Origin of the sequence: Alloyangia mangrovi (assembly GCF_002300555.2) — a bacterium.
Taxonomy (GTDB): Bacteria; Pseudomonadota; Alphaproteobacteria; order Rhodobacterales; family Rhodobacteraceae; genus Salipiger; species Salipiger mangrovi.
Genome location: NZ_NTHN02000022.1, coordinates 33,171 through 51,877 on the forward strand (window position 1 = coordinate 33,171; position 18,707 = coordinate 51,877).

An 18,707-nucleotide genomic window follows, 5' to 3' on the forward strand; every position below is an offset into this window, starting at 1 on the left:
CGATGCAGGTGAAGGGATGGCACATGGTACGCGAGGGTGGAGCGGTGACGCTCGCCCGGCGCAGCCCGGCACGTTTCGATCTGAAGGTCGAGACGCTGCTGCCGCCGGTGGGCCGTCCCGAACGGCTGGCGCATCAGGTGCGGCAGGACATGTGGCGGGCGCTGCGCGACCTGCGCGGCTTCGCGCCCGTGGTCCGGGTGCAGCCCTGCGCCGGCGGGGTGACCGTTGAGGCTGGCGGAGAGGTGGCCGGCGCGCTGCCGCGCAAAGCGGTCGAGACGCGCATCGCCGAAGTTCTGGAAGACCGCGCCAACCGCGCGCGCTGGGTGACCTGGGCGGCCTGAGCCGCCCCGCGAGATGAGGAACGGGAGGTCCTTGTGAAGCTCCGTTGGACGAGGGTGAGGAGAAACGGGATTCTGGCTCTGGCGTTTGCCATGACGCCGGGCCTGGCCACGGCGCAAGAGGAGAGCGTCGTGGCAGTGCCCTCGGGCATGCCCGTCACCTTCTACGACGCGCTCTGGGATGACTCGGCGGCGGTCGAGCGCTTCCGTTTCCTGGCGCCGGAGATCGGCGGCTTCGCGCCCCGTGGTTTCGACGAGGTCTCCGCCGACATGCAGCATTTGTGCGACAGCTTTGCCCTGTCACGGCTCGGAGAGGTGGAGGTGATTCCATCCCTGATCGTGATTTCGCTCATGGCCGAACCGGTTGCCTATGGGGAAAGCAGACCCGAGATCCGTCAATACTTCGAGGCCTATAGCCCCCGAAACGGGGCCTGCGTCTGGGAGGCGTTCTGATGTTGTTCTCGGCGTGCGCGGAAATCCGCTCAGATTTTTCCTGTTTTGGGGCCCTTCATCGGAAAAAAATGCCGGCGAAGCGAGTTACGTATTTCTTTTTCGTAACTTGCGCTATGTTGGGGGGTGATTGCACCTTCGCAGTCGAAACACCCGAACGAGGGCAGACCGGGCCGCAAGGTTCCGTAGGGCCCAAAGAATCTGACAGGAGAATAAGATGTCCAAGAGCATCCATCTGCTTGCAATGCTTGGCTTCGTCGCAACCCTTTCCGCTTGCGGCGGCCAGCAGGAAGAAGAATACGTGGTTGTGGAGCCGGAGCCCGTTACCGCGGAGCCCGTTTACACCGGCAAGTACAAGTAACTTGTCGCCGGGGCGGGCCTTCGGGTCCGTCCCGCACTCCCGGCCCGGCAGGGCCGCATCTCACCGCCCGCTTCCACGGGCCCTTATAGAGGGGGGCCCGGTATGCTGAAGCACCGTGGCTTTCCGAGCCGACTTCCCGGCACGGACTTTCAATTCACCATCCGTCGCGCGAACCCCAAGGGGATCACCGCCATCATCCGGCGGGAGCGCTTCCGCGACCGCAAGGCGGCGGACAAGCGCGCCGACCTGGCCTTCATGGCCTCGCTCTGGGCGCATTTCGGCGACGAGCCTTTCGAACGCGGCAATCTCGACGCGGGGCGCCTGTCCTGGCTCTTCGGGCGCGAGGTGTTGCCCTACGACGAGCCCTTCGATCCCGCGAGCTACGAGGCGATGCTGGTGATCAACGAGGCCGCTGCCCGCGCGTCCTTCCCCGAGGCATTCGACGAGAACGACGAATGGGCGTAAACTCGCCCCTCCTTTCGTGCCATGCGCGAAAAGAGGCCGGTCCGGCCTATCCGTTCGGATATGGCTTTGACCGGCCTGGCGAGACGTGCACTATCAACATGTTGCGGGCAATGACGCAGCCTTCGGTTGCGCTCATTGCTCACCGTTACCCTTCCCCTCGCGGGCGCTGCGGCACATCCCCTGACCGCACGCCCGCTTCTTTTTTCTCCCCGCCCGAAAGACTTGACCAGCCGGTTGCCCAAACCGGCATCCTTGCCGCACCCAAGGCGGCGAATGGCCGAATTCCGTCGCGTCAGAAGGGCGGGGAATGCGCGGGGTTGCGCCCGCAGGAGGCCTGCGATCGGCGGAGCGGCGCGCATGCCGCGACAAAACGAAATGATGTATGGAACCTTCACCAAATCCGTGGCGTTGAAGAGCAAGTTCAACTTACACAAATCGGGGAGTGTCCCTCATGCAAAACGTTATCCGTATTCTTGCCGTCCTTGGTGTCTTTGGCGTCGCAGCTTGCGAGAACTCCGACCTCCAGCGCGGCGCAATCGGCGCAGGCAGCGGCTACCTCATCGACCGCGCGGTCGGTGGTGACGGCATGGTCGGCGCAGCCGTCGGTGCGACCGCTGGTGTGGTCTGCGACGACGTCACCCCGCAGTACTGCAACTGATCTGACGCGGCGCAGCGGCGGGTTTCGCCGCACGCCAGCTTACACGTTTTCCAGGGCCACCGGAGCATTTCGCTCCGGTGGCCCTTTTGCTGTCTACAGCCAGCCTTCTGCCGAAGCCGCGGCGCCGTCCGTCGGCCAAGAAACGCAACGAAAGGGAGAGACATGTTCGACAAGATCCTGATCGCCAACCGCGGTGAGATCGCCTGCCGGGTCATCAAGACCGCGCGCAAGATGGGCATCAAGACCGTGGCGGTCTATTCGGATGCCGACAAGCACGCGCTGCATGTCGAGATGGCCGACGAGGCGGTGCACATCGGCCCGCCGCCGGCCAACCAGTCCTACATCGTGATCGACAAGATCATGCAGGCGATCAGGGACAGCGGTGCGCAGGCCGTGCACCCGGGCTACGGCTTCCTGTCGGAGAACCCGAAGTTCGCCGAGGCGCTCGAGGCCGCCGGCGTCGCCTTCATCGGCCCGCCCAAGGGCGCGATCGAGGCGATGGGCGACAAGATCACCTCGAAGAAGATCGCCCAGGAGGCGGGCGTCTCGACCGTGCCCGGGTATATGGGGTTGATCGAGGATGCCGACGAGGCGGTGAAGATCTCGGGCGAGATCGGATACCCGGTCATGATCAAGGCCTCCGCCGGCGGCGGCGGCAAGGGCATGCGCATCGCCTGGAACGACGAGGAGGCGCGCGAGGGCTTCCAGTCGTCCAAGAACGAGGCGGCAAGCTCCTTCGGCGACGACCGCATCTTCATCGAGAAATTCGTCACCCAGCCGCGCCACATCGAGATCCAGGTGCTCTGCGACGCCCATGGCAATGGCATCTATCTCAACGAGCGCGAATGCTCGATCCAGCGCCGCAACCAGAAGGTCGTCGAAGAGGCGCCGAGCCCCTTCCTCGACCCCGAGACGCGCAAGGCGATGGGCGACCAGGCGGTCGCGCTGGCCAAGGCGGTGGGCTACACCAGCGCCGGTACCGTCGAATTCATCGTCGACGGTGAGAAGAACTTCTACTTCCTCGAGATGAACACCCGCCTGCAGGTGGAACACCCGGTGACCGAGCTGATCACCGGCGTCGACCTCGTCGAACAGATGATCCGCGTCGCCAACGGCGAGCCGCTGTCGATCAGCCAGGACGACGTGCAGATCAACGGCTGGGCCATCGAGAACCGCCTCTATGCCGAGGATCCCTATCGCGGATTCCTGCCCTCGATCGGCCGCCTCACCCGTTATCGCCCGCCCGCCGAGGGCGAGCTTCTGGGCGGCATCGTGCGCAACGACACCGGCGTCTACGAAGGCGGCGAGATCTCGATGTACTACGACCCGATGATCGCCAAGCTCTGCACCTGGGCGCCGACCCGCGAACAGGCCATCGAGGTGATGCGAAACGCGCTCGACGGCTTCGAGGTCGAGGGCATCGGGCACAACCTGCCGTTCCTCGCCGCGGTCATGGACCACGAGCGCTTCATCTCGGGCAATATCACCACCGCCTTCATCGCCGAGGAATACCCCGACGGATTCGAGGGGGTGACGTTGGGCACAGAGGCGCTGCGCGATGTCGCTGCCGCCTGCGCCGCGATGAACCGCGTCGCCGAGATCCGCCGCACGCGCATCTCGGGCACGCTCGACAACCACGAGCGCAAGGTCGGCGATGACTGGAACGTCGCGCTGCAGGGAACGAGCTTCGACGTGGTGCTGGCCGCCGACAAGGCGGGCACCACGGTGAAATTCGAGGATGGCGCCGAGGTCCGCGTTACCGGTGACTGGACGCCGGGCCACGCGCTCGCGCACATGCAGGTCAACGGCAAGCCGCTGGTGTTGAAGGTCGGCAAGATCTCGGGCGGCTTCCGCATCCGCGCCCGCGGTGCCGATCTCAAGGTCAACGTGCGCACCCCGCGCCAGGCCGAGCTGGCGCGGCTCATGCCCGAGAAGCTGCCGCCCGACACCTCGAAGCTGCTCCTCTGCCCCATGCCGGGTCTCATCGTGAAGGTGAACGTCTCGGAGGGCGACGAGGTGCAGGAGGGCCAGGCGCTCTGCACCGTCGAGGCGATGAAGATGGAGAACATCCTGCGTGCCGAGCGCCGAGGCAAGGTCTCCAAGATCAACGCGGGCCCCGGCGACAGTCTCGCCGTGGATGACGTGATCATGGAGTTCGAGTGATCTCATGACGCGAGAGGGGCACATGGCGACACGGAGGGCAGGGGCAGAGTGCCCCGGCCCGCGTGGCGCCATGCGCGCCTCTGTTTCCGGCTACTGCCGCTCGCGCAAGGCGTCGCGGCGGTCGCGGACCTCCTGCTGGCGCAGCGGCTGCTTGTCGATTGAGCGGGTGATCTCGCGCACGTCCCAAGGGCTGGCCTTGCGGATGATCACCGAGCCGTCCTTGGCAAGCTGCATCAGCATGAAGCCGCGCGGCCGCATCGCGCGGCGGATCGGGCTGCGCGCCGCGGGGTCGGTGTCGGTGATCACCACCACATCGCGCTCGACCAGCGCGTCAATGCGCGCCTCGATGAGCTGCATCTGCTGGACGTACCGCGGATCGTTCGGCGTGTCGGCGAAGACCAGAAGCGGGCGCTTGACCCAGAGGAATTCGTCGAGAGTCGCCTCGCCGGCGGGGCGGATCGGGGGCTCTTCGGGGGCGGGGGTTTCCGCGCCCTGTGCCGCGCCAACTCCCGCGGTGAGCGTGAAAAAACCGATCAGGGCAAGGGCGGTACGGCGGATCATGTCCCCAGATATAGGCGCGCTTGGCGCGGCTGCACAGGCCCCGATGCCCGGCTGTGCCAATTTTTCGCGGCGCGCCCAACCCGCGCGGCGCCGCGCGCCAGACAGATTTCAACCATCCCGCGCCCCCGGCGCGCCGGATGAGGCACGACAGGGCCGCGCGCACCGGGACCGCCCGGCGACCGGCCCGCAGAGGAGAGAGGACCAGAGGATGACGGCGAAGAAGGACGAGTGGCGCCAGCTCGCGGCGAAGGAACTGCGCGGACGGACGCTGAACGATCTGACCTGGCACACGCTCGAGGGGATCGAGGTGCAGCCGCTCTACACCGCCGAGGACACAGCGGATCTGCCGCATATGGGTACGCTGCCCGGTTTCGGCCCCTTCACCCGCGGGGTGAAGGCGACCATGTACGCGGGCCGTCCCTGGACCATCCGGCAATACGCGGGCTTCTCGACCGCCGAGGACTCGAACGCCTTCTACCGCAAGGCGCTGGCGGCGGGTCAGCAGGGGGTCTCGGTGGCCTTCGACCTCGCCACGCACCGCGGCTACGACAGCGACCACCCGCGCGTGGTCGGCGACGTCGGCAAGGCGGGGGTGGCGATCGACAGCGTCGAGGACATGAAGATCCTCTTCGACGGCATCCCGCTCGACAAGATCTCCGTCTCGATGACCATGAACGGCGCGGTGATCCCGATCCTCGCCAGCTTCATCGTCGTGGGCGAGGAGCAGGGCCATGACCGCGCCGTGCTCTCGGGGACCATCCAGAACGACATCCTCAAGGAGTTCATGGTCCGCAACACCTACATCTACCCGCCCGAGCCCTCGATGCGGATCATCTCGGACATCATCGAGTACACCTCGAACGAGATGCCGAAGTTCAACTCGATCTCGATCTCCGGCTACCACATGCAGGAGGCCGGCGCGAACCTCGTGCAGGAGCTGGCCTACACTCTGGCCGACGGGCGCGAATACGTGCGCGCCGCGATCAACGCCGGGATGGATGTCGACAAGTTCGCCGGGCGGCTGTCGTTCTTCTTCGCCATCGGCATGAACTTCTTCATGGAGGCCGCCAAGCTGCGCGCCGCGCGCACGCTCTGGCACCGCATCATGACCGAGTTCGGCGCCAAGTCCGACCGCTCGAAGATGCTGCGCACCCACTGCCAGACCTCGGGCGTGAGCTTGCAGGAGCAGGACCCCTACAACAACGTCATCCGCACCGCCTACGAGGCGATGAGCGCGGTGCTCGGCGGCACCCAGTCGCTGCACACCAACGCGCTCGACGAGGCGATCGCGCTGCCCACCGAGTTCTCGGCCCGGATCGCGCGCAACACCCAGCTCATCCTGCAGGAAGAGACCGGGGTGACCAACGTGGTCGATCCGCTGGCCGGCTCCTACTACGTCGAGAGCCTCACCGCCGAGCTGATCGACAAGGCCTGGGCGCTGATCGAGGAGGTCGAGGAGATGGGCGGCATGACCAAGGCCGTCGCCTCTGGCATGCCAAAGCTGCGCATCGAGGAGACCGCGGCGCGCCGTCAGGCGCAGATCGACCGCGGCGAGGAGGTGATCGTCGGGGTCAACAAGTACCGCAAGGACCGCGAGGACCCGATCGACATTCTCGATATCGACAATGCCAAGGTGCGCGACAGCCAGGTCGCCCGGCTGGAGCATGTCCGCGCGACCCGCGATCAGGCGAAATGCGACGCGGCTCTGGCCGAGCTGGAACGGCGCGCGAAGGAGGGCGGCAACCTCTTGGAAGCCGCGGTCGAAGCCGCCCGTGCGCGGGCCTCTGTCGGAGAGATTTCCATGGCCATGGAAAAGGAATTCGGACGTCACCGCGCCGAGGTGAAGACCCTCGCCGGGGTCTATGGCGCGGCCTATGAGGGCGACGAGGGCTTTGCCCAGATCCAGCGTGACGTGGAAAGTTTTGCCGAGGCCGAGGGCCGCCGCCCGCGGATGCTGGTGGTGAAGATGGGGCAGGACGGGCACGACCGCGGCGCCAAGGTCATCGCCACCGCCTTTGCCGACATCGGCTTCGACGTCGACGTCGGCCCACTCTTCCAGACCCCGGAAGAGGCCGCGCAGGATGCCATCGACAACGACGTGCACATCGTCGGAATCTCGTCGCAGGCGGCGGGCCACAAGACGCTGGCGCCGCAGCTGGTGCAGGCGCTGAAGGAGCAGGGCGCAGAGGACATCATCGTGATCTGCGGCGGGGTGATCCCGCAGCAGGATTACGATTTCCTCTACAAGGCCGGGGTGAAGGCGATCTTCGGCCCGGGCACCAACATCCCCTCGGCGGCCAAGCAGATCCTCGGCCTCATCGGCGCGCCCCGCGCGGCGGAATGAGGGGGGGGCGGCTCACGCGACCTGCGTGAGCCATCCTGCCGCCCATGCTCGCGCAGGGCGGCAGTTCCGTACTCAGATGAACGGCACGAAGGGCACGCCGCAGGCGGCCAGGCCAAGCGTTGCGGCGAGCATCAGGAGGAGCGTGCGGGTTTTCATCGGGACTGTCCTTGCCTCGGGGCCCGGTCGTGACTGCCGGGTCTTCGGGCGGCACCCTAGCGGCGGCGCGCGCGATTGACCACCGCCAGACGCGCTGACCATGCTGCCCCGCAGCAAAGGGGGCCATTTCGCCATTGCACGCCCCGCGCCCCCGGCTATCGTGATCCGATGCAGTCACATCGGAGGGACGATGCTCGAGCTTGATCACGTGGCGGTTCTCGGCGAGACGCTGGCAGAGGCGGTGAGCCATGCCGAAAGCGCGCTCGGTCAGCCGCTGTCGCCGGGCGGGGCGCATCCCGACTTTGGCACCCACAACTTCCTGATCGGGCTGGAAGACGAGCTCTACCTCGAGGCCATCGCCGTCGATTTTTCCGCCCCTGCGCCGGGGCGGGCGCGCTGGTTCGGTCTTGACAGCTTCGCGGGCCCGGCACGGCTCGACAAGTGGATCTGCCGGGTGCCCGACATCGCGGCGGCGCTCGAGCGTTTCCCCATGGCCGGAGAGGCGGTCGCCGTCACCCGCGGGTCGCTGAGCTGGAAGATCTCGGTGCCGCGCGACGGGATGCTGCCCTTCGACGGGCTCTTCCCGGCGCTGATCGAATGGGAAAGCCCGGTCCCGCCGGGGGTTTCGCTCGCCGGGGCCGGCCTCCGGCTCGAGCAGCTCACCGTCGCCCACCCGCGGGCGGACGAGCTGCAGGCTCTGCTCGGCCCGGTGCTGGCGAGCCCGCAGGTCGGTTTCGCGGTCGAGGCCAAGCCCGCCCTGCGCGCCACCTTCGCCACCGCGTCGGGCCGTCGGGTGCTGCAATGATCATCCGCCCCGCGGTCGCCGGGGACGCCGCCGCCGTCGCGGCGATCTGGAACCCGATCATCGACGACAGCGCGGCCACCTTCACCAACCTGCGCAAGACCCCCGAGGGGCTGCAGGCCGACTTCGCCGCGCGGGGCCCTGCCTTCCTCGTCGCCGAGGACGCGGGGCTGCTGCTCGGCTTTGCCACCTTCTTCCAGTTCCGCGGCGGGCCGGGCTACGCCAAGACGCTCGAGCACACGGTCATCCTCGGCCCCGCGGCGCGCGGGCGCGGCGTCGGACGGGCGCTGATGGAGGCGCTGATGAACGAGGCGCGGGCGCAGGGCGCGCACAGCCTCTTCGCCGGCGTCTCGGGCGAGAACCCGGCGGGCATCGCCTTTCACGGCGCGCTCGGCTTCAGGGAAATCGCCCGCCTTCCCGAGGTCGGGTTCAAGTTCGGGCGCTGGATGGACCTCGTGCTCATGCAGAAGTTCCTCTGACCGGGGGCACCGCCACGATCCGCTGACGCGCCGTAGAATTTTTCGTGACTTCTCATTGTCGCACTGACAGTTGCGGCATTGCCGCGTAAACTGGGCGCATGTCGATCTGGTCCCGTATCTCCGAAGCGCTTGCCGCCCTTGCCAAGGGCGAGGGGCTCGCCGCTGTCTTCGAGCGCCTGCGCCAGCCGCCCGAGCGCAGCGTCGCCTTCACCATCGCCGTCATCGCGCTCTCGGCCAAGATGGCCAAGGCCGACGGGCAGGTGACCCGCAACGAGGTCGCCGCCTTCCGCGAGATCTTCACCATCGCCCCCGAGGACGAGGGCGCGGCGGCGCGGGTGTTCAACCTCGCGCGGCAGGACGTCGCCGGCTACGAGGAATACGCCCGCCGTATCCGTCGCATGTTCGACGGCAACGCGCAGCAACTCTCGGACCTGCTCGAGGGGCTCTTCTACATCGCCATGGCCGATGGCAACTACCACACGGCCGAGAATGCCTTCCTCGAGCGGGTCGCCGAGATCTTCGAGATGCCCGACACCGCCTTCCGCGCCCTGCGGGCGCGCTTCGTGCCGGATTGCGCGCCAGACCCCTTCACCGTGCTGGGCGTCAGCCCCGAGATGCCGATCGAGGACATCCGCAGGCACTGGCGCCAGCTCGTGCGGGAAAGCCACCCCGACGTGATGTGCGCCCGCGGCCTGCCGGAAGAGGCGATCAAGCTCTCGGAAAAGCGCCTCATCGCCATCAACCAGGCATGGGAAGAGATCTCGGCCCGCGAACAGGTCTGAGGCCATGCGCCTTGCCACCTACAACGTCGAGTGGTTCGACGATCTCTTCAGCAACCGCGGCGAGCTTCTGATGGATGATCACTGGTCCGGGCGGCGCGACATCACCCGCGGCGAACAGGCCGAGGCGCTTGGGATGGTCTTCACGGCGATGGACGCCGACGCGGTGATGATCATCGAGGCGCCCGACACCGGCACCCGCCGCGACACCCGCCGCGCGCTCCAGAGCTTCGCGCAGGCTTTCCACCTGCGCGCCCGCGAGGTCCTTGTCGGCTTCGTCAACGAGACGCAGCAGGAAATCGCGCTGCTCTACGATCCTGACAAGATGAGCGTACGCCATGTCCCGGGTGAGGGCCCGCGCGCGCCGCGGTTCGACGGCGAGTTCCGCATCGATCTCGACATCGACGCCACCGAGGACCTCGTGGTCTTCTCCAAGCCGCCGCTCGAGGTGGAGCTGACCACCGCTGCGGGCAAGGTGATCCGGCTGATCGGCGCGCATCTGAAATCCAAGGCGCCGCATGGCGTGCGCGGGCATGACCAGATCATGCGCGCCTCGATCGCCAACCGCCGCAAGCAACTGGCGCAGGCGATCTGGCTGCGCCGCCGGGTCGACACGCTGCTCGACGAGGGCGAGAGCGTCATCGTGCTTGGCGATCTCAACGACGGTCCGGGGCTGGACGAATACGAGAGCCTCTTCGGGCGCAGCTCGGTCGAGATCATCCTCGGTAAGGGCGACACCGCGCTCTACGACCCGCATGCGGCGCAGGCACTGCGCGGCCGCCTCACGCCGCAGCCGAGCACCGCGCGCTTCTACATCGAGCCGGAAAAACGCTACCTGCAGGCGCTGCTCGACTACGTCATGGTCTCGCGCGATCTGCGCGCAGCGGCGCGCGAGTGGCGGATCTGGCATCCCTTCGAGGACGCCCATTGCTGGCAGACCCCCGAGCTCTGCAAGGCGCTGCTGACCGCCTCGGACCACTTCCCGGTCACGCTGGATCTTGCCGTCTGACCGGAGCTTCGGGGTTTCGCTGTCGCGACTCGCACAAGCCGCCTATAGTGCCGCCATGAGCCGGATTTTCCCTTTTGCCCTAGCGGCATGCCTCATCGCGGCGCCTCTTGCGCCGCTTGCCACGCCCGCCTTCTCTCAGGCGGCGGACACCCCCGGAGAGAGCGAGGACACGCTGGACAACGGCCCCGGCCTCATGGAGCGCGGCGCCGACATGTTCCTGCGCGGGCTGCGCGACGAGCTCGACCCGGCGCTGCAGGATCTCAAGGGGCTGGCCGACCGCATGGGCCCGGCGCTGCAGAGCTTCGTCGACGAGATGGGCCCCGCCATGGCGCAGCTTTCGGAGCAGATCGAGGACTGGACGCTCTATGAAGCGCCCGAGATGCTGCCCAACGGCGATATCCTGATCCGCCGCCGCGAGAAACTCGACCCCGAGGCACCCGAGGCGGCGCCGGAGATGCCCGAGGCCGGGCCCGGCGGCGAGATCGAGCTCTGATTCACAGCAGCTCGCGCGGGGGCGCGCCGTCAATCTCTAGCACCAGCGCCTTGGCCGAGAGCGCCTTGGCCAGCGACAGCAGCCGCGCCTCGGCAACCTCTCCGTAGAGCGGCGAGGCGTCCCGGGTCAGGTGTAGTCGCAGGCGGCGGTCGTCGGGTTCCCAGTGGAATTGCGCGCCGTCCTCGTGGCTGACATCCGACATCCAGAGCATCGAGCCGAAGCGCATCGCCTTGCCGAGGATCTCGGCCTCCTGCGTGCGCTCCTTGTCGAGCAGCGAGTAGAAATCCTCGAACCGGGTGCCCTCGCGCTTGTTGCGGTAGCGGTGCAGCAGTGCCAGCCCGAGGTAGACCCGTTCGGGATGGTCGAGCCCGCCCAAGTTGGCGCGGGTGGCATTGTCGAAACAGGTCTCGGCGCGGTAGTCTGGATGCGCACGCCAGCTCACGTCATGCAGCAGGCAGGCCGCCTTGACGATGCGCAGGGTGGCCTCCGAGGCGCCCGGAAAGAGCGGCAGCACGAAGCGGAAGAGCTTCTTGCCGAAGCCGGGCAGGCGGGCGTCCTTGGCCTCGGCGAAGCGGCAGGCCTCGATCAACGGGTCGCGGTCACGCAGCATCTGGGGCATCTGCTCGTAGAGCAGCCCCTCGCGGATGCCGTAGCTGGAGATGGCGATGCCGGTGGGCTTGAAGACCTTCAGCAGCTCGGCCAGCACCTCGGAGGCATAGGGCACGAGGCTCATCCGCGCCGAGGAGATGCCGCAGGCGCCTCGCAGCGCGTCAAGATCGGCGTCCTCGATGAACCTCAGCGTCTCCTCGGCCGACTCGACGGTCATCCGGTACTCGTGCAGCACGTGAAGCGGGTAACCGAGCCGCTCCATGTCGATGCGGGCGATGGCGCGCCACGACCCGCCGACGAGGAACAGCGGCGCGGGCTCGGTGCCCATGCGCTCGGCGAGCCCAGCGATCGCCTTGGCGATGTATTTCTCGCGCGCCTTCTTGCCGCCCTCCATGTCCTTGAACTTCAGGGGTCCGAGCTCCGAGGTGGCGCGCTTGCCGATCTGCCCGCCGCGAATCTCGGCGAGCTCCATCGACGAGCCGCCGATGTCGCTGACCAGCCCGTTGGCGCCCGGCCAGCCGAGCAGCACGCCCTGCGCCGAGAGCCGCGCCTCCTCGTCACCGTCGATCACCCAGATCTTCAGCCCGGTCGCCTGCTCGATCTCGGCGCGGAAGGCGGGGCCGTCTTCGGCCTCGCGCATGGCGGCGGTGGCGACGGCGGTGAGCGGCGGCAGGTCCATGCCCCGCGCCAGCGTCTGGAAACGCTGCAGCGCCGCAAGCGCCCGCGCCTTGCCCTCGGGGTTCAGCCGGCCGGTCTCGGACATGCCGGCGCCGAGGCCGCACATGATCTTTTCATTGTAGAAATAGGCGGGACTGCGCGCCGCGCCGTCGAAGACGACGAGACGGACGGAGTTGGAGCCGATGTCCACCACGCCGACTTTCGACAGGCGCCGCGCGCGGGGATCGTCGAAGAGCGGCCGCCCGAAAAGCCCTGCATCGCCCTGGCTGGAGTCGCCGTTACCGTCCATCTGCTCCTCCGGCATTGGTCTCGCCCCTCCCTCTAGCATGGAGAGCCCATGGCGCAAAAGAGGTTAGGGCGCACCTCGTGCGGGGCAAGCGATGGATCGGGGGCTCTGCCCCCGCGGCACCTGCGTGCCGCTCTCCCGGGATAGTCTCGCCTAGAAGAAAGGGGGCCGAAGCCCCCTCTCGCCAGCGCGCGCCCGGCAAGGCCGTCAGTCGCCGGCGTGGGTGAGCTTGGGCACGTCCTTGGCCCCTGCCGAGCCGCGGCCCGAGAGCGAGGGGTTCTCCATGAAGAAGCGATGGCAGTTGAACGAGAATTCGCCCTCCGGCACCGGGTGGCGGGTGAACTTGCCCGAGGGCTCCATCACCCAGCTCTGCGCCGTGTCGGCGAGATTCGCCGCCATGATCTGGCTGACGATCTGCGCCTTCACCGTGGAGTTCATGATCTCGACGCCGGTCTCGATGCGGCGGTTGAGGTTGCGCCCCATCCAGTCCGCCGAGGAGATCAGCACCCGCGCCTTGCTGTGCGGCAGCCCGTGGCCATTGCCGAAGCAGGCGATGCGCGAATGCTCGAGGAAGCGGCCGACGACGCTTTTCACCCGAATGTTCTCGGACAGGCCGCGGATGCCGGGGCGCAGCCCGCAGATGCCGCGGATCACGCAGTCGATCTTCACGCCCGCCTGGCTGGCGGCGTAAAGTGCGTCGATCATGTCGGGCTCGATCAGCGAGTTCATCTTCAGCCAGATCTGCGCCGGCCGGCCGGCCCGGGCGTGCTCGGCCTCGGCGGCGATCAACTCGAGCATGCGCGGCTTCAGCGTGTGCGGCGAGATGACGAGGTTCTCCAGCCCCTCGGGCATGGCGTAGCCCGACAGGTAGTTGAAGATCTTCGAAGCATCCCGGCCGAGCTGCGCGTCGCAGGTGAAGAAGCTGAGGTCGGTGTAGATCTTGGCGGTGATCGGGTGGTAGTTGCCGGTGCCCCAATGGGTGTAGGTCACCAGCCTGTCGCCCTCGCGGCGCACCACGCTCGAGATCTTGGCGTGGGTCTTCCAGTCGAGGAAGCCGTAGACCACATGCGCGCCGGAGCGCTCCAGCCGCCGCGACTGGCGGATGTTGGCGGCCTCGTCGAAGCGCGCCTTCAGCTCGACCAGCGCGGTCACCGACTTGCCGTCCTCGGCGGCCTCGCAGAGCGCCTCGACGATGGGCGAGTTGCGCGAGGTGCGGTAGAGCGTCTGCTTGATCGCCACCACGTCGGGATCGAGCGCCGCCTGGGTCAGGAAGCGCACCACCATGTCGAAGGTCTCGTAGGGGTGATGCAGCAGCATGTCCTTCTGCTTGATCGCCTCGAACATGTTGCCTTCGTGGTCCTGCACCCGCTCGGGCACCCGCGGGGTGAAGCTGGGCCACAGCAGGTCGGGGCGGTCGTCCGAGACCAGTTCCTTGAGGTCGGCCATGCCGATCATCCCGTCGAGCTCGATCACCTCGTCCTCGCCGACCAGCAGCTCGCGCATGACGATGCTGCGCAGCTGCTTGGGCGCGCCGGCGGTGATGGTCAGCCGGACCACCTCGCCACGGCGGCGGCGCTTCAGCGCCACCTCGAATTCGCGTACCAGGTCCTCGGCCTCTTCCTCGACCTCGATATCGCTGTCGCGCAGAACCCTGAAGCCGAAGTGGTCCTTCACCCGGTAGCCGGGGAACAGGCTCTCGATGTGCAGCAGCAGCACGTCCTCGAGGAAGATGTAGCGTTTCGCGCCCTCGCTGGCGGGCAGGGGGATGAAGCGCGCGATCTGATGCGGGATCGGCAACAGCGCCTGCCGGGTGCGGCGGTCGCGCTTGCGCTCGAGCTCGAGTGCGAGGCAGTAGCCCATGTTGGCGATGAAGGGGAAGGGGTGCGCCGGGTCGATGGCCAGCGGCGAGAGCACCGGGAAGACCTGCTCGAGGAACTGCCTTTGCAGGAACTCGAGGTCCTCGGGCTGCAGGTCGTCGCGCAGCACGAGGCTGATGCCCGCGGCCTCCAGCTCGAGCTGCAGCGCGCCGAGCACCCGCTGCTGGTGCGCCATGAGCTGGCGCGCGTCCTCGTCGATCAGCACCAGCTGCTCCGCCGGGGTCAGCCCGTCGGCGGCGGGGGTGGTGTTGCCCGCATGGGCGAGCTCGCGCAGGCCGGCGACGCGCACGGTGTAGAACTCGTCGAGGTTGGTCGCCGAGATCGACAGGAAGCGCAGCCGCTCGAGCAGCGGCACCCTGGTGTTCTCGGCCTCTTCCAGCACCCGCCAGTTGAAGCCGAGCCAGCTGAGCTCGCGGTTGAAGAAGCGGCCCGGGCCGGACAGGTCGATGTCAGGCAGGTCCTGGGGCTCGGGGATCGGGGCTTTGAGAAAATCGGCGATGGTCATGGGGGGCATATGCGTCACGAATTGCAACAGCTTGATGAAAGGGCAAGGATGACCGACCGGCGCGGGCGGCGCAAGCTCCTCTAGCCTCGGCCCGCGAGCGAGAGCAAGACGTCGCGCGCCAACGCCCGGGTGATGCCCCTGGCGCGGCCGAGCGCGCGGGCATCGAGCTCGGCGGCGACGCGCTGCGCCATGGCGAAGCTGCGCGGCATCTGGCGCAGCAGGTAGGGGATCACGTCGGGTGCCGGGATGCAGTGGCGGTCGGCCAGCAGCTTGGCCAGCACCGCCGCCAGCAGCGCGTCGTCGGGCTCGCGCAGGGTGGCGGTCTGGGTGGCCTCCATGCGCGACTTCAGATCCGGCAGCACCAGCGGCCAGTGCCGCGGCGCGGTCTCGGCGCTCAGCAGCAGCGGCTGGCCCTGCGCCAGCACGAGGTTGTGCAGGTGGAAAAGCGCCTCCTCGGCGGGGCGGTCCCCGGCGATCCGCGGCACGTTCTCGATGCAGATCGGGGCGGCGGCAAGCTCCGGGATCGGCAGGCCGGGCAGGGCGGCGGCGGGCAGGATGGTCGCGCCGCTCTCGGCGGCCCAGACATGCGCGAGATGGGTCTTGCCCGAGCCCGCGGGGCCGACCAGCAGCAGCTTGCCGGCGGGCCAGCTCTGCCAGCCGTCGAGCATAGCCACGGCGAGGCTGTTGGAGGACGAGACAAAATAGTCCTCGCGCCCCAGCGCCGCGCGGACCGGCAGGGGCAGGGCAAGCTGCCGGGCCATGATCACCGGGCCTCGGGGTCTGTCGCCCTGCGGCCTTCATGGTAGCTGTCGACCTCGAGCCCGCGATAGAGCCGGCTCTGCTTGTACTGGTCGATCACGAAACGCATGATCACCCCCAGCGCGGCGGCGAGCGGCACGGCCACCAGCATGCCGACGAAGCCGAAGAGCGTGCCGAAGACCGAGAGCGCGAAGATCAGCCAGACCGGGTGCAGGCCGATCGAGCTGCCGACCAGTTTCGGCGTCAGGAAATTGCCCTCGAGGAACTGGCCGAGGAAGAAAATGCCCGCCACCGCGGCGATCCAGTACCATTCGCCCCAGAACTGGAAGAGCGCGAGCCCGATGGCCAGCGCGCCGCCGATGATCGCGCCGACATAGGGGATGAAGGTCAGCAGACCGGCGATGACCCCGACCACCAGCCCGAAGTTCAGCCCGACCAGCGCCAGCGCGATGGCGTAGTAGCAGCCGAGGATCAGGCAGACCGAGCCCATGCCGCGCACGAAGCCGGCGAGCGTGGCGTCGATCTCTCGGGCGAGCTGGCGCACCACCGGCGCGTGGTCGCGCGGCAGCAGCTCGTCGATGCGCGCCACCATGCGGTCCCAGTCGAGCAGCAGGTAGACCGCCACCACGGGCACGATGACGAAGAGCATCAGGATGTTGATCACCGACATCGCCGAGCTGAGCGCGGTGTTCAGCAACTCGGCGCCACGTTCCTTTACCGTCTCGCCGATCGACGAGAGCGCCTCGCGCATCGGGCTGCCCTCGACCACCAGCGAGGGGAAATGCGTGCCGAGGAAATCGCGCAGGTCGCGGAAAAGCTGCGGCGCGGTCTCGATCAGGTCGGCCGCCTGCCGCACCAGCGTCGGGATCACGGCAAGGGCGAGGATGATGAAGATCAGCATCGCGCAGAGGGTGATCACCAAGGTCGCCATGGCGCGGCTCAGCCCCATGCGTTCCAGCCTGTCGGCGACGGGGTCGAGGAAATAGGCGATTGCCCCGCCCAGGATGAACGGCAGCAGCACGTTGCCGAGGTACCAGAGCACCACGGCAAAGACGATGGCGGCCACGCCCCAGTACTTCATCTGATCGCGCACGGGCAGCGCCATGGGAATCCTTTCCTTGCGGTCTGTCCTTGATCGCCGCTCCGCGGCTTTTTTTTCAAGTCCGAGAGCCTGTTGCGACGCGTCCAGCCGGGAGTGACGCCCGCCACCGGTGCAAAGCCGCCGGTGCCGCAGGGCGGGGGGCGGATCTCGGCGCGGGCCCGGGCGCGTGATGCGTGCGCCGTTTCGTCCGGTGGGCGGCTCAGGGCCCCTGTCAGCCGTGCAGGGCACTTGCTCTTGGCGCGGCCTTCGCCTAACCCGGGCGAAACGCCAATTTCCGGGAGGCCCGCATGCGTCTGAGCCGTTATTTCCTGCCCGTTCTGAAAGAAACGCCCTCCGAGGCGCAGATCGTGTCGCACCGCTACATGCTGCGCGCCGGCATGATCAAGCAATCGAGCGCCGGCATCTATTCCTGGCTGCCGCTCGGCTTCAAGGTGCTGCGCAAGATCGAGGATATCATCCACGAGGAGCAGAAGCGCGCGGGGCATATCCCGATGCTGATGCCGACCATCCAGTCGGCGGACCTCTGGCGCGAGTCCGGGCGCTACGACGATTACGGCGAAGAGATGCTGCGCATCCGTGACCGGCATGATCGCGACATGCTGTTCACCCCCACCGCCGAAGAGCTGATCACCGACATCTTCCGCAGCCACGTCGGCAGCTACAAGGACCTGCCGCTGACGCTCTACCAGATCCAGTGGAAGTTCCGCGACGAGATCCGCCCGCGCTTCGGCGTGATGCGCGGCCGCGAGTTCTACATGAAGGACGGCTACAACTTCGACCTGACCAAGGAAGACGCGCTGCACGCCTACAACCGCCACCTCGTCAGCTACCTGCGCACCTACGAGCGCATGGGCCTGCAGGCGATCCCGATGCGCGCCGACAGCGGCCCGATCGGCGGCGACGACACCCACGAGTTCCTTGTGCTGGCCGAGACCGGCGAATCCGAGGTCTTCTACGACAGCCAGATCACCGAGCTGAAGTTCGGCGACCGGCAGATCGACTACGACTCGGTCGAGCAGTGCCAGGCCGTGCTCGAGGAGTTCACCTCGCGCTACGCCCGCACCGACGAGACCCACGACGAGGCGATCTTCGCCGAGGTCCCCGAGGAGCGCCGCCGCACCGCGCGCGGCATCGAGGTCGGCCAGATCTTCTACTTCGGCACCAAGTACTCCGAGCCGATGGGCGCCACCGTTGTCGACAAGGACGGCAACCGGGTGCCGGTGCACATGGGCTCGCACGGCATCGGCGTGTCTCGCCTGCTGGGCGCGATCATCGAGGCCAGCCACGACGACAAGGGCATCATCTGGCCCGAGGGCGTCACCCCCTTCCACTGCGGCATCGTCAACCTCAAGCAGGGCGACGCCGAGGCGGACGCGGCCTGTGACGCGATCTACGCCTCGCTCACCGCGCTGGGGCTGGAGCCGCTCTACGACGACACCAACGAGCGCGCCGGCGGCAAGTTCGCCACCATGGACCTCATCGGCCTGCCGTGGCGGATCACCGTCGGCCCGCGAGGGCTGAAGAACGGCGTGGTCGAGTTGACCTCGCGCCGCACCGGCGAGAGCGAGGAGCTGCCTCCCGAGGCGGCGGTCGAGCGCATCGCGCAAATCTACGGCGTGGTCGCGAAGGGCTGACCCGGACGAGGGGGCGCTGCCCCCTCTTCGCCTTCGGCGAAATCACCCCCGGGATATTTTTCCCTAGAAGAAAGGGCCGGTCCCGGGGTTCCGGGGCCGGCCCTGTCGCATCTCGCGCGGCGTCCACCCGGACAGAGGCGCGAAAGTCATTGACTGGGCCGCTTCCCGTTCCGATGTCTGGGGTCCAGAGGAAAGGGGT

Annotated in this window: 18 protein-coding genes; 13 read left to right on the forward strand and 5 right to left on the reverse strand. The window is 67.7% G+C overall.

What is annotated here, in order from left to right; all coding sequences use genetic code 11:
- The first annotated feature begins 2 nt into the window (after window positions 1–2).
- The 6 genes from CLG85_RS13305 to CLG85_RS13330 all read left to right on the forward strand — a co-directional run bounded on the left by CLG85_RS13305 (window position 3) and on the right by CLG85_RS13330 (window position 4,435).
- A complete protein-coding gene (locus tag CLG85_RS13305; RefSeq protein WP_095882089.1) occupies window positions 3–341 on the forward strand; it encodes a hypothetical protein in 339 nt (112 codons plus the stop codon).
- A gap of 90 nt (window positions 342–431) precedes the next feature.
- Window positions 432–791: a DUF6497 family protein gene (locus CLG85_RS13310; RefSeq protein ID WP_095882090.1), complete on the forward strand. Its 360-nt coding sequence runs from the start codon at window positions 432–434 to the stop codon at window positions 789–791.
- Between the two features lie 214 nt (window positions 792–1,005).
- A complete protein-coding gene (locus CLG85_RS13315; protein ID WP_176476574.1) occupies window positions 1,006–1,149 on the forward strand; it encodes a hypothetical protein in 144 nt (47 codons plus the stop codon).
- Window positions 1,150–1,251: 102 nt separating this feature from the next.
- On the forward strand, window positions 1,252–1,614 hold the full coding sequence (locus tag CLG85_RS13320; protein ID WP_095882091.1) for a hypothetical protein: 363 nt from the start codon (window positions 1,252–1,254) through the stop codon (window positions 1,612–1,614).
- 451 nt (window positions 1,615–2,065) lie between these two features.
- Window positions 2,066–2,272: a YMGG-like glycine zipper-containing protein gene (locus CLG85_RS13325; protein WP_095882092.1), complete on the forward strand. Its 207-nt coding sequence runs from the start codon at window positions 2,066–2,068 to the stop codon at window positions 2,270–2,272.
- Window positions 2,273–2,434: 162 nt separating this feature from the next.
- Complete coding sequence (locus tag CLG85_RS13330) at window positions 2,435–4,435, forward strand: acetyl-CoA carboxylase biotin carboxylase subunit (protein WP_260349076.1); 2,001 nt, start codon at window positions 2,435–2,437, stop codon at window positions 4,433–4,435.
- 90 nt (window positions 4,436–4,525) lie between these two features.
- Here CLG85_RS13330 and CLG85_RS13335 read toward each other — a convergent pair whose 3' ends face one another.
- Window positions 4,526–4,996: a DUF4174 domain-containing protein gene (locus CLG85_RS13335; RefSeq protein WP_260349077.1), complete on the reverse strand. Its 471-nt coding sequence runs from the start codon at window positions 4,994–4,996 to the stop codon at window positions 4,526–4,528.
- Between the two features lie 208 nt (window positions 4,997–5,204).
- Between CLG85_RS13335 and scpA the strand changes: the two genes are divergently transcribed.
- The 6 genes from scpA (at window position 5,205) to CLG85_RS13365 (ending at window position 11,058) form a co-directional block, all read left to right on the forward strand.
- Window positions 5,205–7,340 (forward strand): methylmalonyl-CoA mutase, encoded by a 2,136-nt coding sequence (gene scpA / locus CLG85_RS13340; protein ID WP_095884182.1) that lies wholly within the window; start codon window positions 5,205–5,207, stop codon window positions 7,338–7,340.
- Window positions 7,341–7,686: 346 nt separating this feature from the next.
- Window positions 7,687–8,301: a VOC family protein gene (locus CLG85_RS13345; protein ID WP_224842999.1), complete on the forward strand. Its 615-nt coding sequence runs from the start codon at window positions 7,687–7,689 to the stop codon at window positions 8,299–8,301.
- Window positions 8,298–8,777 carry a GNAT family N-acetyltransferase gene (locus tag CLG85_RS13350; protein ID WP_260349078.1) on the forward strand — a complete coding sequence of 160 codons (480 nt, stop codon included), beginning with the start codon at window positions 8,298–8,300 and terminating at the stop codon, window positions 8,775–8,777. Before CLG85_RS13345 ends, CLG85_RS13350 begins: the two co-directional genes overlap by 4 nt.
- A gap of 98 nt (window positions 8,778–8,875) precedes the next feature.
- Entirely contained in the window at window positions 8,876–9,559 is a 684-nt protein-coding gene (locus CLG85_RS13355; RefSeq protein ID WP_095884123.1) for a molecular chaperone DjiA, read from the forward strand.
- Between the two features lie 4 nt (window positions 9,560–9,563).
- Window positions 9,564–10,565, forward strand: coding sequence for an endonuclease/exonuclease/phosphatase family protein (locus CLG85_RS13360; RefSeq protein WP_095884122.1), 1,002 nt, complete (start codon window positions 9,564–9,566; stop codon window positions 10,563–10,565).
- Window positions 10,566–10,620: 55 nt separating this feature from the next.
- The gene (locus CLG85_RS13365) at window positions 10,621–11,058 is read left to right on the forward strand and encodes a hypothetical protein (RefSeq protein WP_095884121.1); all 438 of its coding nucleotides are present in this window, start codon (window positions 10,621–10,623) and stop codon (window positions 11,056–11,058) included.
- A 1-nt stretch (window position 11,059) separates the two neighbouring features.
- Here the strand turns inward: CLG85_RS13365 and CLG85_RS13370 are convergent, their stop codons facing one another.
- The 4 genes from CLG85_RS13370 to CLG85_RS13385 form a co-directional block, all read right to left on the reverse strand.
- Window positions 11,060–12,634, reverse strand: coding sequence for a Ppx/GppA family phosphatase (locus CLG85_RS13370; protein ID WP_095884124.1), 1,575 nt, complete (start codon window positions 12,632–12,634; stop codon window positions 11,060–11,062).
- A gap of 204 nt (window positions 12,635–12,838) precedes the next feature.
- Window positions 12,839–15,013 carry an RNA degradosome polyphosphate kinase gene (locus tag CLG85_RS13375; RefSeq protein ID WP_260349079.1) on the reverse strand — a complete coding sequence of 725 codons (2,175 nt, stop codon included), beginning with the start codon at window positions 15,011–15,013 and terminating at the stop codon, window positions 12,839–12,841.
- Window positions 15,014–15,093: 80 nt separating this feature from the next.
- Window positions 15,094–15,774 carry a P-loop NTPase family protein gene (locus tag CLG85_RS13380; RefSeq protein ID WP_224843011.1) on the reverse strand — a complete coding sequence of 227 codons (681 nt, stop codon included), beginning with the start codon at window positions 15,772–15,774 and terminating at the stop codon, window positions 15,094–15,096.
- Window positions 15,775–15,776: 2 nt separating this feature from the next.
- On the reverse strand, window positions 15,777–16,877 hold the full coding sequence (locus tag CLG85_RS13385) for an AI-2E family transporter (RefSeq protein ID WP_095882230.1): 1,101 nt from the start codon (window positions 16,875–16,877) through the stop codon (window positions 15,777–15,779).
- A gap of 284 nt (window positions 16,878–17,161) precedes the next feature.
- On the opposite strand from CLG85_RS13385, the gene proS reads away from it, so the two are divergent.
- Window positions 17,162–18,508, forward strand: a complete 1,347-nt coding sequence (proS, locus tag CLG85_RS13390; protein WP_095882229.1) for a proline--tRNA ligase — start codon at window positions 17,162–17,164, stop codon at window positions 18,506–18,508.
- The last annotated feature ends 199 nt before the right edge of the window (window positions 18,509–18,707 follow it).